This is a genomic window from Erysipelotrichaceae bacterium 66202529 (assembly GCA_017161075.1).
GTDB lineage: Bacteria > Bacillota_I > Bacilli_A > Erysipelotrichales > Erysipelotrichaceae > Clostridium_AQ.
Window position 1 is genome coordinate 61,995 of record CP046174.1, and the last position, 14,606, is coordinate 76,600.

Sequence of the window (14,606 nt, forward strand, 5' to 3'; positions counted from 1 at the left end):
CCGTTAAGAAAAAACATGTTTACATATCGACAACACTTGTTTTAGCTATAAGGTCATGAAACATACAGCGGCGCTGATCTATTACGCACCAAATAATGGATGCAAGGGAAATGAGTACAGATGTAATCATAAGTCCCCTGCTTAGTATGGCCGGTATCCATAAAAATACAAGATAGCGAACAAATGCAGAAGGAAATGCAGTTTCTCCTTCAAGCAGAAGGGAGCCTATAAGCTCACGTTTCAAAAGATCAGTCATATGAATCTGTCCGCCATCCTGCTTCTGTATTTTGATATGCATAAGCCGTTTGCCAACCGTCTGTCCGTTATGTGCAGAAGCAGATGGATAGATACAGTAGTAGTACACCGCAGCACTGACAGCTAGTAAACAACAAAGTATCTGCAATGGCATTGGAAGCTTCATGAGACTCCTTGTTGTAAATGATTTTTCCTGAGTAATAATACTGGTTATCAGCATTGGCATAAGCGTGATAAAAATGGAGCTGCATACGAAATCGATGAGAAATGCAAAGAATCTTCTGCCAAGAGACGCATATTTCAACTGTTGACGTATGCGGTTCAAGTATTTACCTCGAAAGGTTGCAGCATTTTGTATTGATAACTGCTGAAACAGCTGCTCTTTTTTGCTTTTTCTGCTTTCCTTCATCATACAGCCTCAATCAGCTTTAAAGCTTCATCAAGAACATGCGCTGCATCCATACGACCAAAATCAACATTGGAAACAACCATGACCTTAACATTTAAGGGGCTGCAAATCTGTTCGATGCGCTTGCGCATATATTTGATCTGGGGACCGATTAGAACGATATCCAAATCCTTGGCTTTATTCGCAACTTCAGTTTCGGGATATGCTTCAATTGAACATGCAATCCCTTTTTTAGCTGCATACTCATTCATACGGCTAACCAGAACACTTGTGCTCATTCCTGCAAAACAAAACATTCCAATATGTATCATGATGATCCTCCTCTTTTTAATTTAAACACATTAAAAATGAAAGCATTCCATCTTCCCTATTGGATTGTTCAATATGTGAATTTCGGCTAATTTCATTATAACATCTATTCGGAAATTGTAAATGCATAGTGAGAGAAAAACAATAACCATTTTATGGAAAATAGTCATATATGATTCGATTGATATGAAAAAAGAGAATAAGCTACAATCAGTAATAAAGAAGAAACAAATGGAATAATAGGACATACAATTCTTCTCACGTTAAGGTACAAGGAAGGAAATGAAATACAAAAGGGTGGATGAGCATTGATTATTTTGTATTTCATGAAACTCATATATCAAAAGACGAAAAAGAACCGGATAAACATTCGCTTCTCTTATAGTTATGCGTTACATTCGGTAAAAAGCAGCATTTGTGAAAATTTGCATTACAACTGTAAGATTTTTCATTAAATCATGTAACTTTTGAATTTATGATAGGATATTATATGGAATTATTGTATAATATTGTGGAAACAGGGGTGAGCTTATGAGTTTACTAGATGATGCCCGAAAACGGATCAATGCTATCGATGCAGATATGGCAAGACTCTTTGAAGAACGCATGCAGGCAGTAGAGGATGTTATCCGTTATAAGCAGGAGCATCAGATGCAGGTTCTGGATACATCCAGAGAACAATATGTTATTGAACACAATACATCCTATATCCAACAGGAGGCATACAGAGACAGCTACATAGAATTTATTACAGATATGCTTGCTATTTCAAGAAAATATCAAAAATCTATTATCAATCGCGATCTGGTTGGCTATTCCGGGACAGAGGGTGCCTTTTCCCATATTGCTGCTGAGAAGGTGTTCCCAGATCATCGAAAAAAAAGCTATGCAACATTTGAAGATGTGTTTCAGGCAATAGAAGAACGCGATATCGTATATGGAGTCATTCCATTTGAAAATTCATATACTGGTGAAGTAGGTGAGGTTCTGGACTTACTGATGCGATATGATGTATACATCAATGATATTTATGATTTGAAGATTTCTCAAAACCTGTTAGGGATAAAGGGAGCTTCTCTTGCAGATATTAAACAGGTCTATTCAAAGGATCAGGCTATTTACCAGTCAAAAAAATTTCTTGAAGGCCGTGGCTATGAGCTGATTCCATATCCGAATACAGCACTTGCTGCAGAGTATGTCGCAAAGCAACAGGATAAAACCAAGGCAGCTATTGCTGCAAAAGAAAATGCAGAGCTGTATGGACTGGATATCCTTGCTGAGGATATCAATACAAGCGAGCAGAATACGACACGCTTTATTATTGTCAGTAAGAAGCTGATACCGCATGGAAACCGTTTCTCTCTAGCCTTTACCACACATCACAAAGCCGGAGCACTTGTTCATGCAATGAATATTATCGCAAAATACGGTTTTAATATGCAGAGCATTAAATCACGTTCCATTAAGGAGCGCCCGTGGGAATATTATTTCTATGTGGAAATCGAAGGGGATTTGGGTGAAGCGAGGGAACAGCATTTGATTCATGAATTAAAAGAGGTATGTGAAGAAGTAAAAATACTTGGTGCATACCAGAATGAAGAAAGAAAGCAGGGATAACTATGAGTTTTGTTAAAGAGAATGTCAATAAGACGCCAATCGAGGATACTGTATTTGCTATCGTAAAAAAAGCAAAGGAGGCGAAGGCTGCCATCGGTGCTGAGCATGTCGTTGATGCAACCATTGGTTCTTTATATAATGAGGAGGGCACAATCGTAGCCTTTGATAGTGTTTTTACACCTTATAATGAAATTGCAAAGGAAACAAAAGCAGCATATGCTGCCAGCTTTGTTGGAAATGATTCCTTCCGGAAGCAGGTTTATGAGTGGATTGTTGGTGGAACCGGCTCTACACTGGCTCACAGTGTGATTGCGACACCGGGAGGTACCGGAGCTGTTGCTATTACATTGCAGGAAATTTTGGATGAGGGAGAAACAGTAATTCTTCCGGAAATTGCATGGGGAAGCTATAAGCTGATGGCTACCATGGATAACCTGAACGTGAAAAGCTATACTTTATTTGAAGGAGATCATTTCAACTTAACTTCTTTAAAGGAGACATGCCGTGAGGTTATGAAAACGCAGAAAAAGCTGCTTCTCGTAATCAATGACCCATGCCATAATCCAACCGGCTATTCTATGAGTATTGAGGAATGGAAGGAGGTTGTGGAATTTCTGAATGAATGCAGCAGAGAAGTACCGGTTGTATTACTGAATGATATTGCATATATTGATTTCTCTTATGATCTGGAGCATTGCCGCGATTATATTAAGACATTCAATGGTTTTACTGAGAATGTTATGGCAGTGATTGCCTTCAGCTGCAGTAAGGCATTGACCTCTTACGGGTTACGATGCGGAGCAGCTATTCTGATGGCGCAGGCAGAAGCAGCTGTTCGTGATGTGGAAATCGTATTTGAAAAAGCGGCAAGAGCTACCTGGAGCAATATACCAAATGCTGCCATGGAAAACTTCACGTATGTCACCACGACAAATTATGATGCGTATATGAAGGAAAAAGCAATGTATGTTGATTTACTGAAGCAGAGAAGTGAAATCTTCACATCGGAGGCAGATGCCTGCGGACTCGTCTATTATCCTTATAAAGAAGGCTTCTTTGTAACTGTAAAAATAGAAGATAATGATTTGCGGGATACCTTCCACGAATTGCTAATGAAACAGCATATTTATACAGTGAAGGTAAATAAAGGTATTCGTGTTGCGGTATGCTCATTGAGTACAGAGAAATGCAAGGGTCTTGCAAAGCGTATGAAGGATATACTGGATACGTGTAAATAAGAAGCAATCAGGTGGTTCTGTATGGAATCGCCTTTTTTCTGATAACGCTTGTATTACATACTCTATCCGTGCCATTTCTCTTTTGTTCGTGATTCATAGCGTGGTATAATAAATATACAAGGGAGCTGATCATATGAAACGTTCGCCAATTGGTATTGAGAACTTCAAAGCTATGATAGATGAAGGCTATTATTATGTAGATAAAACAAAATGTCATAACAGCTTTAAAGGATATTTAGGCTGATATCATATAGTGAATTCATTGATATAGCGTAGGTTTCGTGAATACTAAATCCATGCAGATATGTGAACGATTACGCTATATTTTATAAGAATCGAAATGAGGAATGAAAATGATATTATTTGTAAGTGGGCGCTGTGATATCCCGGCATTTTACAGTACATGGTTTTTTAACCGGCTTCAGGAAGGCTATGTCGATGTACGAAATCCGTTTAATTCTCATCAAATCAGCCGTATTTATCTGAATGAACGCAATATTGACTGTATCCTCTTTTGTACAAAGAATCCGATTCCTATGATGAGCAGACTTGACGAAATAACCTTTCCCTATCAGTTCCAGATTACACTGACTCCCTATCATCAGGATATAGAAGAACATGTACCATCAAAAAAGGAAATTATAAATGCGATAAAAGACTTGTCACTGCGGCTTGGAAGGGAGCGTGTAATCGTTCGGTATGACCCGATACTGCTTACCCCAAAATATACAGTGGAATACCATCAGCGAGCTTTTGATAAGCTGATCAGTCAGCTGGAAGGCTATGTGAATACTGTCATTATTTCTTTTGTGGATATGTATAAAAATACAGCAGAAAACCAGAAACGCATGCAGCTTCAGAAAATGAGAGAACAGGATATGCTGGAAATAGGCAGAGCCCTGGGAACTGTCGCTGAACGTTATGCTGTGCATATACAAACCTGCGCTGAGGATATTGACCTTTCCTCCTTTCATATTCACAAGGGTCTTTGTATGGATCGAAAGGTGCTTGAAAAACTGGTGCAGCATTCCTTGGATCATATTCAGGGAAAGAGCGTGCGTTCCACCTGTGGCTGTATGCCGTCTGTAGATATTGGTGATTATAACTGTTGTCCACATGGATGCCGGTATTGCTATGCGAATTATAATGAAAAGCAGATTGAAGAAAGAATGAAGCTGCATGATCCCAAGAGCAGTGTGCTGCTTGGACACCTGAACGAGGAAGACCACATCACAATAAGGGAAGATAAACGTATCCGTCAGATTTCACTGTTGTAAGCATGTATAAGAATTCATCGGATGCAGTAAGAATAAAAGGTGTTAAAGAATCTTTAAAATAAACCGCATACATAACCTATCCGGTTATACAGAATTCCAGAATTAAGAAATTCATATAAGAAAATTCACTTTATCTATTGTAATAAAATCAGGTTTCTAGTAAAATAGACATGTATTGACATACATGCTTGTATATACCCTGTAATAAGGTCAGGGAGTTTCTAGCCGTTCACCGTAAAAGAACGGGCTACAAGCAAACAATTACTCTTTCTTTTTGTTCTGGGACGTACTTGTTTGCTTTTTCTATTGCAGGCAGGTACGTCTTTATAATTTTTATAGGAGGGTCTTACTTATGGTCTTAAGAAGATACGCTATAACAATTACACAATTAAACGGTTTTTAGTGTACATATTGGTGAAAACGATATGTATTTTTTTATTTCAAGGAGGAAAAACAAATGAGTGAAATGAAACCTGTCGTCAGTATTTTAATGGGAAGCCGTTCCGACTTGCCTACTATGGAGAACTGTTTCAACCAGTTAAAGGAATTTGGTATTCCGTTTGAAGCACACGCATTAAGCGCACACCGTACGCCGAATGAAGTTATCAAACTGGCAGAGGGTGCCAAGGATCGTGGTATCAAGGTTATTATCGCTGCTGCAGGCGGAGCTGCTCATTTGGGTGGCGTTATCGCGTCCAGTACAACGCTTCCTGTCATTGGAGTTCCTATTCAGACAAGTGCACTGGGCGGTATGGACTCTCTGCTGTCAACGGTACAGATGCCTGGCGGAATTCCGGTTGCTACCGTTGCGATTGGAAAAGCAGGCGCAAAAAATGCCGCAATTCTGGCAGCACAGATGCTTGCATTAAGTGATGAGACAATGGCTCAAAAAATGGTGGAATTTAAGAAATCTATGGCTGAAAAGGTCATTCAGGATTCTGTCATTGAAGTGGAATAGGGAAAGGTGAATATACTATGAATTATCGCGTTTTTGTGAAAAAGAAAGAAGCATTTCAGGTGGAATCCGCTTCTTTGTTTCATGAACTGAAACAAAATCTTGATCTTCAGGGATTGCAGGGAATACAGATGTATAACGTATACGATGTATTTCATGGTGATGAGCATGATATGCAGCTTTTAAAGGAAAAGGTACTGAGCGAGAAGGTAACCGATGAGGTCTTTGATGATATTGATTTGGAAGGGAAGACCTTCATCGCATATGAATGTCTTCCCGGACAGTATGATCAGCGTGCGGATAGTGCCCAGCAGTGTCTGATGCTGTTGAATAACAAGCAGGATGTTGTTATCAAGAGCGGGCGTATCGTCATTCTGGAAGGAGCTGTGTCCGAAGAGGACATACAGGCGGTTACTAGGTATTTAATAAATCCGGTAGAAATGCGTGAAAAGGATCTTGCCGTGCTTGGCTATGAAGAGGATGTTGAGATAGAGCCTGTTCCTGTTTTAGAAGGCTTTCGAAGTCTGGATGAGGCAGGGCTGGAAGCATTGCGTGCCGAGCATGGTCTGGCAATGACGCTGGCGGATGTGAAGCATATTCAGAGCTATTTTAAGGAAGAGGAACAGCGTGATCTGACACTTACAGAGTTAAAGGTTTTGGATACCTACTGGTCAGACCATTGCCGTCATACGACCTTTGAAACCATCCTTCAGAATGTTAAAATCGAAGCAGGAAATCTGCAGGATACGATTCAGAAGGCATATGATTTATATTTGAAATTAAGAGAAGACGTGCATGGCAATAAAAAGGTTATGACATTGATGGATATGGCGACCATTGCCGGCAAGTATCTGCGTAAAACAGGTAAGCTGGACGATATGGAGGTCAGTGATGAAATCAATGCATGCTCTGTGGAAATCACTGTCGATGTGGATGGAGAGGATCAGCAGTGGCTGTTGATGTTTAAAAACGAAACCCATAACCATCCAACAGAAATCGAACCGTTTGGCGGGGCAAGTACTTGTATCGGTGGTGCAATCCGCGATCCGTTGTCAGGAAGAAGCTATGTATACCAGGCTATGCGTATTACTGGAGCCGGAGATATTACAAAGGATATTAAGGAAGCATTACCGAATAAGCTGCCGCAAAGCCGGATTTCCAAGGGAGCTGCCGCAGGGTATTCCTCCTATGGAAATCAGATCGGACTTGCGACTACCTATGTAAAGGAAATCTTTAACGATGGGTATGTCGCAAAGCGTATGGAGGTAGGTGCAGTCGTTGGAGCCGCACCAAAGGAAAATGTTGTACGTAAAAAACCTGAAACCGGAGATATCGTCGTATTGATCGGCGGAGCTACCGGACGTGACGGAGTAGGCGGTGCCACAGGCTCTAGTAAGGAGCATAACGATACCTCATTAACCAAATGCTCCAGTGAGGTGCAGAAGGGAAATGCACCGATTGAGCGAAAGCTGCAGAGACTGTTCCGTAACCCGAAGGCTACTAAGCTGATCAAAAAGGCCAATGACTTCGGTGCAGGCGGTGTCAGCGTAGCTGTTGGTGAAATTGCGGACGGACTCAGAATTGACCTGGATAAGGTACCTGTAAAATACAGCGGCTTGTCCGGTACAGAGCTGGCTATTTCCGAATCACAGGAACGTATGGCTGTATTGATTGAAGCAGATAAATTTGAAGAATTTAAACAGCTGGCATATGAGGAAAATCTGGATTCCTGCATTGTCGCAGAGGTTACAGAGGAACGCCGTTTAGTTATGAGCTTCCATGGGGAAGAAATCGTTAATATCTCCCGTGATTTCCTGGATACCAACGGTGTGCGCGGTCTGCAGGACGTCATCATCCGTGAAGGCTTGAGCGATACAGATCCATTCCATAGTGAAGTAACCTCTCTGGAAGATAACCTGAAGCAGCCCAATGTTGCATCCCAGATCGGACTTGCGGAGATGTTTGATGCATCCATCGGTAAATCAACTGTCCTGATGCCGTTTGGCGGAAAATATCAGCTGACGGAAACAGAGGGCAGTGTACAGAAGCTGCCGGTGTTTGGTTTTACAGATACATGCTCCATTATGACACACGGTTATCATCCTGAGCTGTCTTTATATTCACCATACTTAGGCGCAAGCTACTCTGTTGTTGAGGCATTAGCACGCGTCACTGCAATGGGCGGAAATTATGAAACCTGCCGGTTAACCAATCAGGAATACTTTGAGCGTCTGCATACGGATCCTGAAAAATGGGGGAAACCAATGCAGGCATTACTGGGATTGATTGAAGCGGAAATGGCATTTGAAACACCGGCAATCGGTGGTAAGGATTCCATGTCCGGAACATTTAACGATATCAGCGTTCCACCGACACTGATTACATTTGCCGTTACAACGGAAAAAACAGAGCATATTATTTCACCGGAATTCAAAGCAGTCGGAAATCATATTTATTATATCAAGCATACACCGAAGGAAAACAAAACTCCGGATTATGACGAATTAAAAGCAAACTTTGCCAAGGTCCGTGATCTGATCCGTAAGGGAAGCATTTGCTCTGCGGCTACCGTGAAATTTGGCGGACTTGCGGAAGCACTGTGTAAAATGAGCTTTGGTAATAAAATCGGTGTAGAGGTTAAAACAAGTGAAAACGTGTTTGATTTAAGTATCGGAAGCATTGTTGTGGAAAGTACAGAGGAGATTCATGAGGAAGCCTTTGTATTGATTGGAAAAACAACAGCTGCCGACACAATCTGCATCAATGAGGAATGCATTACGATCGATCATGCAATCGCTGCATGGTGTGAACGCTACAACACCATTTATCCGATGAGTGTGGATCAGGAAGAAAGCGTTATAGAAACTCCGGAGTATACGGCAAACGAGCGTGTTCATGCGAAAAAGACAATAGACAAGCCAAAGGTTATCATTCCTGTATTCCCAGGACAGAACTGTGAATATGATACTAAGCAGCAGTTTGAGCGTGCAGGAGCTGAGGTTGAAATTTATGTATTCAACAATTTGAATGTAGAAAGCATCGAACGCAGCCTGCGTGAGCTGAGTGAAAAAATCGCTTCCGCGCAGATTCTGATGGTAGTCGGTGGATTCTCCAGTGGTGATGAGCCGGATGGAAGCGGTAAGTTTATCGCCAATGTGTTAAGTAATCCTTCCGTAAATAAAGCCGTACAGACACTGCTCGCAAATGACGGTTTGATTCTGGGTATCTGTAACGGATTCCAGGCATTGATTAAATCCGGACTGTTGCCGTATGGTGATATCATGAAGCTGAGTGAAGAATCACCAACCCTGTTCAGAAATAATATCAACCGCCATGTATCCCATATCGCAACAACAAAAATAACATCCAATAAGTCACCATGGCTGTCCAGCTTCACACCGGGGCAGGGACATTCCATTGCAATGTCACATGGTGAAGGAAAATTTGTAGTCAGTGATGAGGTTGCTAAACAGTTGTTTGAGAATGGACAGGTCGCAACACAGTATGTGGATCTGGAAAGAAATCCGACAATGAATGGTACCTACAATATCAACGGTTCCAGCTATGCAATCGAAGGTATTACCTCAGCGGATGGAAGAATCTTCGGTAAGATGGGTCACAGTGAGCGTTATGAGGATGGTCTGTTTAAAAACATCGATGGAGATAAGTATCAGAATATCTTCGAGAACGGCGTAAATTATTTTAGAAATAAATAAGAGCAGCGGGTTTTCCGCAGGAAGGATGCAATCATGGATATACAAACCTATCTCCCTTATATAGCGGGAGCAGTTGTTATCATTCTGATTCTTCTGATCGTTACGATAGGCTATGTTAAGGCACCGCCTGACACGGCCTATATCATTTCCGGTCTGAGGAAGAAAATCATTGTGGGAAAGGCAAGCATAAAAATTCCATTCCTGGAACGTCTTGATAAGCTGAGCCTGAAGCTGATTCCCATTGATGTAAAAACAAGCAGTATGGTTCCCACAGCGGATTATATCAATATTCAGGTAGATGCGGCAGTCAACGTTAAGGTTGGCAGTGATAGCAATAAGCTGGAGCTGGCTGCACAGAACTTTCTGAATCAGAACAGTGATTATATGGCACGCGTTGCCCGTGAGGTTCTGGAAGGTAATATGCGTGAAATTGTCGGACGTATGCGTCTGGAGGAAATGGTGAGTGACCGCCAGAAGTTCGCAGAGCTTGTAAAAGAGAATGCCATGCCCGATCTTGCGGCTATGGGATTGAATATCGTAAGCTTCAATGTGCAGAACTTCACAGATGCTAATGGAGTTATTGACGATTTGGGTATTGATAATATTTCACAAATCAAAAAGAAAGCAGCAATCGCCAAGGCTGAGGCAGATAAGGAAATTGCTGTTGCGAAAGCAGATGCGGATCGTCAGGCAAATGATGCCAGAGTTGCGGCAGAGCGTGAGATTGCAATCAAGAACAATGATTTGAGTATACAGAAAGCAGAATTAAAGAAGGTTGCGGATGTAAAGCAGGCTACTGCGGATGCTGCTTATGAAATTGAAAAGGAAAACCAGAGAAAGACGATTGAAGTCACCTCGGCAGATGCCAATATTGCTAAGCAGGAAAGAGAAGTTCTGTTGAAATCAAAAGAGGCAGAGGTCAAGGAAAAGGCTTTAGAGGCAGAGGTCAAGAAGCAGGCTGAAGCTGAAAAATTCGCGATACAGCAGAAAGCAGATGCAGAGCTGTATACGCGTCAAAAGGAAGCAGAAGCAAAGAAATTTGAGATTCAGCAGGAAGCGGAAGCACAGCGTGCAAAAGCGGATGCAGACCGCTACAGTCGGGAGCGGGAAGCACAGGGGATTCAGCTGGTCGGAGAGGCAGAGGCAGAAGCGATACGTGCAAAAGGTATTGCCGAAGCACAGGCTATGGATAAAAAAGCCGAAGCCTATCAGAAATATACCGGGGCTGCCGTTGCGGAAATGCTGATCAAGGTTCTGCCGGATGTGGCAGGTAAGATTGCAGAGCCATTAACACAGATTGATAAGATTACGGTCATCGGTTCCGGAAATGAATCCAGCAGCATTGACTCTGTAGCCGGAAACGTTCCAGGTGTCATGACCAAGCTGTTTGAGTCCATGAAGGAAACGACCGGGATTGATCTTGGAGAAATTGTTAGAGCGAATACATATGACGCCAAGGTCACAAGAAATGTTAATTTCTCCGGTATTCCTGCGAATGATAATGATACCAATGTCGTAGTACAGGCTCCGGAAAGCAAAGAGAAGCCGGAAACGAAAAAAACAAAGGCATTAGAAGAACCGGAAGAAAAAAAGCCTGTGGTGAAGAAAAAAGACAGTGATAAAATGTCCTGGGAAAAATAAGAGAAGAAAGCGAGAACGTGTATGAGTGATAAATATAGAGAAGCCGGAGTCGATCTGGAAGCCGGATATGAATCCGTTCGTCTGATTAAAAGCCATGTCGCAAGAACAAAGGTAAAGGGTGCGATTGATTCCATTGGAGCCTTTGGCGGTATGTTTGATCTTTCCGTATTAAACATGAAAGAGCCTGTTCTGGTAAGCGGAACGGATGGTGTCGGAACCAAGCTGCTAGTTGCATTTGAAATGGATAAGCATGACAGCGTAGGTATTGATGCGGTGGCAATGTGTGTAAATGATGTACTGGTACAGGGCGCAGCTCCTATCTTCTTTTTGGACTACCTTGCAGTAGGCAAAAACGAACCAAAGAAAATCGAACAGCTTGTAAAAGGTGTGGCTGACGGCTGCGTACAGGCGGAATGTGCATTGATTGGTGGAGAAACAGCAGAAATGCCGGATATGTATGATGTAAAGCATTATGATATTGCAGGATTCTGTGTTGGTGCGGTGGATAAATGCAATCTGCTGGACGGACAGAAAATTGAGGAAGGCAATGTGCTGATCGGACTTCCAAGCAGCGGCGTTCATTCCAACGGATTCTCTTTGATCCGTAAGGTGCTGTTAAAGGATGCAAAGCTGGATTTACATAAGGAATACGAGGAAATTGGCAATCAGAAGCTTGGGGATGTGCTGTTAACTCCTACCAAAATATATGTAAAGGCAATTAAGCATCTGCTTGGCAAGGTGGATATCAAGGGCATGAGCCACATCACCGGTGGCGGCTTCTATGAAAATGTGCCGAGAATGCTGAAGGAAGGACAGGGCGTAACGATTGATACAACTGCCTATCCTCATAAACCTATCTTCGATATGATTGCCAAGTATGGCAATATTCCGATGGAAGAAATGTGCAATGTTTTCAATATGGGAATCGGATTCATGATGGCAGTTGATAAGAAAGATGTGGATACCGTACAGCAGCTGTTGCAGGAAATCGGTGAGGAAGCCTATGTCATCGGTGAAGTTACAAATAGTGGAAGTGTGGATTTGAAATGGTAAATATCGCGATATTTGCGAGCGGTAACGGCTCCAATTTCGAGAATATTATACAGGAAATCAACAACGGCCATGTGAACAATGCCGTATGCAGAGTACTGATCGTCGATAAGGAACAGGCGTATGCAAGGCAGCGGGCAGCGAAGCTGAATATTCCGTGCGTGTTTGTAAATCCAAAGGATTATGCAGGCAAGGAACCCTATGAGCAAAAGATTATGGAAGTATTAAAAGAGCATAAGGTGGAGCTAATCGTTCTGGCAGGATATATGCGTTTTATCGGTAAGGTGCTGCTGGACAATTATCCTAGACGTATTATCAATCTTCATCCGGCTTATCTGCCAAGCTTTCCGGGAGCACACAGCATTCAGGATGCTTATGAAGCAAAGGTAGATTTTACGGGTGTAACCGTACATTTTGTGGATGAAGGTGTGGATACCGGGGAAATTATCCATCAGGAAAAAATAAGCATAGACCCGTCATGGTCTTTGGATATACTGGAGGAGCATGTACATGCGATGGAGTATGATATGTTTCCAAAAGTTGTAAAGTATGTATGTAAAATGATAGAAAGCGAGGAAGCATAATGAAGCGAGCATTGGTCAGTGTTTCTGATAAGACAAATCTGGTTGAATTTGTATCCGGTCTTGTTGATCTGGGATATGAAATCATATCTACCGGAGGTACAAAAAAGGCTTTGGAGGCTGCAGGACTGAAAACAATTGGTATTTCAGAGGTTACAGGTTTTCCGGAAATCATGGACGGACGTGTAAAAACTCTGCATCCTAAGGTTCATGGAGCTCTGCTGTGTGTACGGGATAATCCGGATCATGTACGCCAGATTGAAGAGTTGGGTATCCGCTATATTGATTTGGTATGTGTAAATTTGTATCCATTTAAAGAAACGGTACAAAAACCGGGAGTCAGCCATGAGGAAATTATCGAGAATATCGATATTGGCGGCCCAAGTATGCTGCGCAGTGCTTCTAAGAATTATAAATTTATCCCAGTTATCTGTGATCCTAACGATTACGAGGGTGTATTAAAAGAACTACGTGAGAACGGGGAAACCTGCCCTGTCACAAGAGAATATCTTGCGGCAAAGGTATTCCGACATACAGCAAGCTATGATGCGATGATTGCAAGCTACCTGACAGAGAGAACCGGTGAAAAATATCCTGAAAAGTTCACCATTACATTTGATAAGGTACAGGATTTGCGCTATGGAGAAAATCCACATCAGAGTGCGGCATTCTATAAGGGGATGAATCCACAGTATTCTCTGGCAAATGCAAAGCAGCTGCATGGAAAGGAATTATCCTATAACAATATTCAGGATGGGAATGCGGCTATTGAAATTCTAAAAGATTTTGAAGGACAGCCTGCCGCTGTAGGCTTGAAGCACATGAATCCATGTGGTGTTGGCATCGGTGCTACCATTGAGGAAGCCTGGGACAAAGCGTATGAGGCAGATCCGGTATCCATTTTTGGCGGTATCGTTGCATTTAATGAGCCGATTCATGCGGCAGTGGCAGAGAAGCTGTCAAAGATTTTCCTGGAAATTATTATTGCGCCTGCCTTTGATGAGGATGCGTTTGAAATCTTATCAAAGAAGAAAAATATCCGTTTGATGCAGTTGGATACAACGCTGGATGTTAATGCCAGATATAAGGTAACCAATGTCAATGACGGGCTGCTTGTTCAGGATATTGACGATCATAAAATCACTGCTGCAGATCTTCGCTGTGTGACAAACCGCAAGCCGACAGAGGAAGAAATTGAACAGCTGCTGTTTGCATGGAAGGTTGTCAAGCATGTGAAATCAAATGCCATTGTTCTTGTGAAGGATAACATGACGATTGGTGTCGGTGCCGGACAAATGAATCGTGTCGGTGCGGCAAAAATTGCTTTGGAACAGGCAGGAGAAAAAGCAAAGGGTTCTATTATGAGCTCGGATGCATTCTTCCCAATGCCGGATACGGTGGAAGAGGCAGTAAAAGCTGGGGTAACAGCAATCATCCAGCCAGGAGGATCCATTAAGGATCAGTTATCCATAGATGTATGCAACGAGCATGGTATTGCGATGGTTTACACAGGAGTACGTCATTTCAAACACTAATAGCATCATTTGAAAAGAGAACA

12 protein-coding genes and 1 riboswitch are annotated in these 14,606 nt (G+C 42.2%); of the genes, 10 read left to right on the plus strand and 2 right to left on the minus strand.

Annotated elements, in window-relative coordinates:
- Positions 1-19: 19 nt before the first annotated feature.
- Together GKZ87_00280 and GKZ87_00285 are read right to left on the minus strand one after the other, a co-directional pair.
- A complete protein-coding gene (locus GKZ87_00280; protein ID QSI24035.1) occupies positions 20-667 on the minus strand; it encodes a hypothetical protein in 648 nt (215 codons plus the stop codon).
- Complete coding sequence (locus GKZ87_00285; protein QSI24036.1) at positions 664-975, minus strand: PTS sugar transporter subunit IIB; 312 nt, start codon at positions 973-975, stop codon at positions 664-666. The genes GKZ87_00280 and GKZ87_00285 overlap by 4 nt, the downstream gene beginning before the upstream one ends.
- A 529-nt stretch (positions 976-1,504) precedes the next feature.
- Here GKZ87_00285 and GKZ87_00290 point away from each other — a divergent pair.
- The 10 genes from GKZ87_00290 to purH all read left to right on the plus strand — a co-directional run bounded on the left by GKZ87_00290 (position 1,505) and on the right by purH (position 14,583).
- On the plus strand, positions 1,505-2,590 hold the full coding sequence (locus tag GKZ87_00290) for a bifunctional chorismate mutase/prephenate dehydratase (GenBank protein QSI24037.1): 1,086 nt from the start codon (positions 1,505-1,507) through the stop codon (positions 2,588-2,590).
- Positions 2,591-2,592: 2 nt separating this feature from the next.
- On the plus strand, positions 2,593-3,828 hold the full coding sequence (locus GKZ87_00295) for an aminotransferase class I/II-fold pyridoxal phosphate-dependent enzyme (GenBank protein QSI24038.1): 1,236 nt from the start codon (positions 2,593-2,595) through the stop codon (positions 3,826-3,828).
- Positions 3,829-3,961: 133 nt separating this feature from the next.
- The gene (locus GKZ87_00300; protein ID QSI24039.1) at positions 3,962-4,072 is read left to right on the plus strand and encodes an AAA family ATPase; all 111 of its coding nucleotides are present in this window, start codon (positions 3,962-3,964) and stop codon (positions 4,070-4,072) included.
- 109 nt (positions 4,073-4,181) lie between these two features.
- Positions 4,182-5,105 (plus strand): DUF1848 family protein, encoded by a 924-nt coding sequence (locus tag GKZ87_00305; protein ID QSI24040.1) that lies wholly within the window; start codon positions 4,182-4,184, stop codon positions 5,103-5,105.
- A 168-nt stretch (positions 5,106-5,273) separates the two neighbouring features.
- Positions 5,274-5,375: riboswitch (purine riboswitch) on the plus strand.
- Positions 5,376-5,562: 187 nt separating this feature from the next.
- Positions 5,563-6,063, plus strand: coding sequence for a 5-(carboxyamino)imidazole ribonucleotide mutase (gene purE, locus GKZ87_00310; GenBank protein QSI24041.1), 501 nt, complete (start codon positions 5,563-5,565; stop codon positions 6,061-6,063).
- A gap of 17 nt (positions 6,064-6,080) precedes the next feature.
- Complete coding sequence (locus GKZ87_00315) at positions 6,081-9,776, plus strand: phosphoribosylformylglycinamidine synthase (protein QSI24042.1); 3,696 nt, start codon at positions 6,081-6,083, stop codon at positions 9,774-9,776.
- Between the two features lie 33 nt (positions 9,777-9,809).
- Positions 9,810-11,417 (plus strand): flotillin family protein, encoded by a 1,608-nt coding sequence (locus GKZ87_00320; protein ID QSI24043.1) that lies wholly within the window; start codon positions 9,810-9,812, stop codon positions 11,415-11,417.
- 21 nt (positions 11,418-11,438) lie between these two features.
- On the plus strand, positions 11,439-12,470 hold the full coding sequence (locus tag GKZ87_00325) for a phosphoribosylformylglycinamidine cyclo-ligase (protein ID QSI24044.1): 1,032 nt from the start codon (positions 11,439-11,441) through the stop codon (positions 12,468-12,470).
- Complete coding sequence (locus GKZ87_00330; protein QSI24045.1) at positions 12,464-13,051, plus strand: phosphoribosylglycinamide formyltransferase; 588 nt, start codon at positions 12,464-12,466, stop codon at positions 13,049-13,051. The genes GKZ87_00325 and GKZ87_00330 overlap by 7 nt, the downstream gene beginning before the upstream one ends.
- Complete coding sequence (gene purH / locus GKZ87_00335) at positions 13,051-14,583, plus strand: bifunctional phosphoribosylaminoimidazolecarboxamide formyltransferase/IMP cyclohydrolase (GenBank protein ID QSI24046.1); 1,533 nt, start codon at positions 13,051-13,053, stop codon at positions 14,581-14,583. Before GKZ87_00330 ends, purH begins: the two co-directional genes overlap by 1 nt.
- The last annotated feature ends 23 nt before the right edge of the window (positions 14,584-14,606 follow it).

Excerpts from the sequence above, each read along its gene's own strand:
- GKZ87_00280 (QSI24035.1), bottom strand. The coding sequence starts at position 667 with ATGATGAAGGAAAGCAGAAAAAGCAAAAAAGAGCAGCTGTTTCAGCAG.
- GKZ87_00285 (QSI24036.1), bottom strand. The coding sequence starts at position 975 with ATGATACATATTGGAATGTTTTGTTTTGCAGGAATGAGCACAAGTGTT.
- GKZ87_00290 (QSI24037.1), top strand. The coding sequence starts at position 1,505 with ATGAGTTTACTAGATGATGCCCGAAAACGGATCAATGCTATCGATGCA.
- GKZ87_00295 (QSI24038.1), top strand. The coding sequence starts at position 2,593 with ATGAGTTTTGTTAAAGAGAATGTCAATAAGACGCCAATCGAGGATACT.
- GKZ87_00300 (QSI24039.1), top strand. The coding sequence starts at position 3,962 with ATGAAACGTTCGCCAATTGGTATTGAGAACTTCAAAGCTATGATAGAT.
- GKZ87_00305 (QSI24040.1), top strand. The coding sequence starts at position 4,182 with ATGATATTATTTGTAAGTGGGCGCTGTGATATCCCGGCATTTTACAGT.
- purE (QSI24041.1), top strand. The coding sequence starts at position 5,563 with ATGAGTGAAATGAAACCTGTCGTCAGTATTTTAATGGGAAGCCGTTCC.
- GKZ87_00315 (QSI24042.1), top strand. The coding sequence starts at position 6,081 with ATGAATTATCGCGTTTTTGTGAAAAAGAAAGAAGCATTTCAGGTGGAA.
- GKZ87_00320 (QSI24043.1), top strand. The coding sequence starts at position 9,810 with ATGGATATACAAACCTATCTCCCTTATATAGCGGGAGCAGTTGTTATC.
- GKZ87_00325 (QSI24044.1), top strand. The coding sequence starts at position 11,439 with ATGAGTGATAAATATAGAGAAGCCGGAGTCGATCTGGAAGCCGGATAT.
- GKZ87_00330 (QSI24045.1), top strand. The coding sequence starts at position 12,464 with ATGGTAAATATCGCGATATTTGCGAGCGGTAACGGCTCCAATTTCGAG.
- purH (QSI24046.1), top strand. The coding sequence starts at position 13,051 with ATGAAGCGAGCATTGGTCAGTGTTTCTGATAAGACAAATCTGGTTGAA.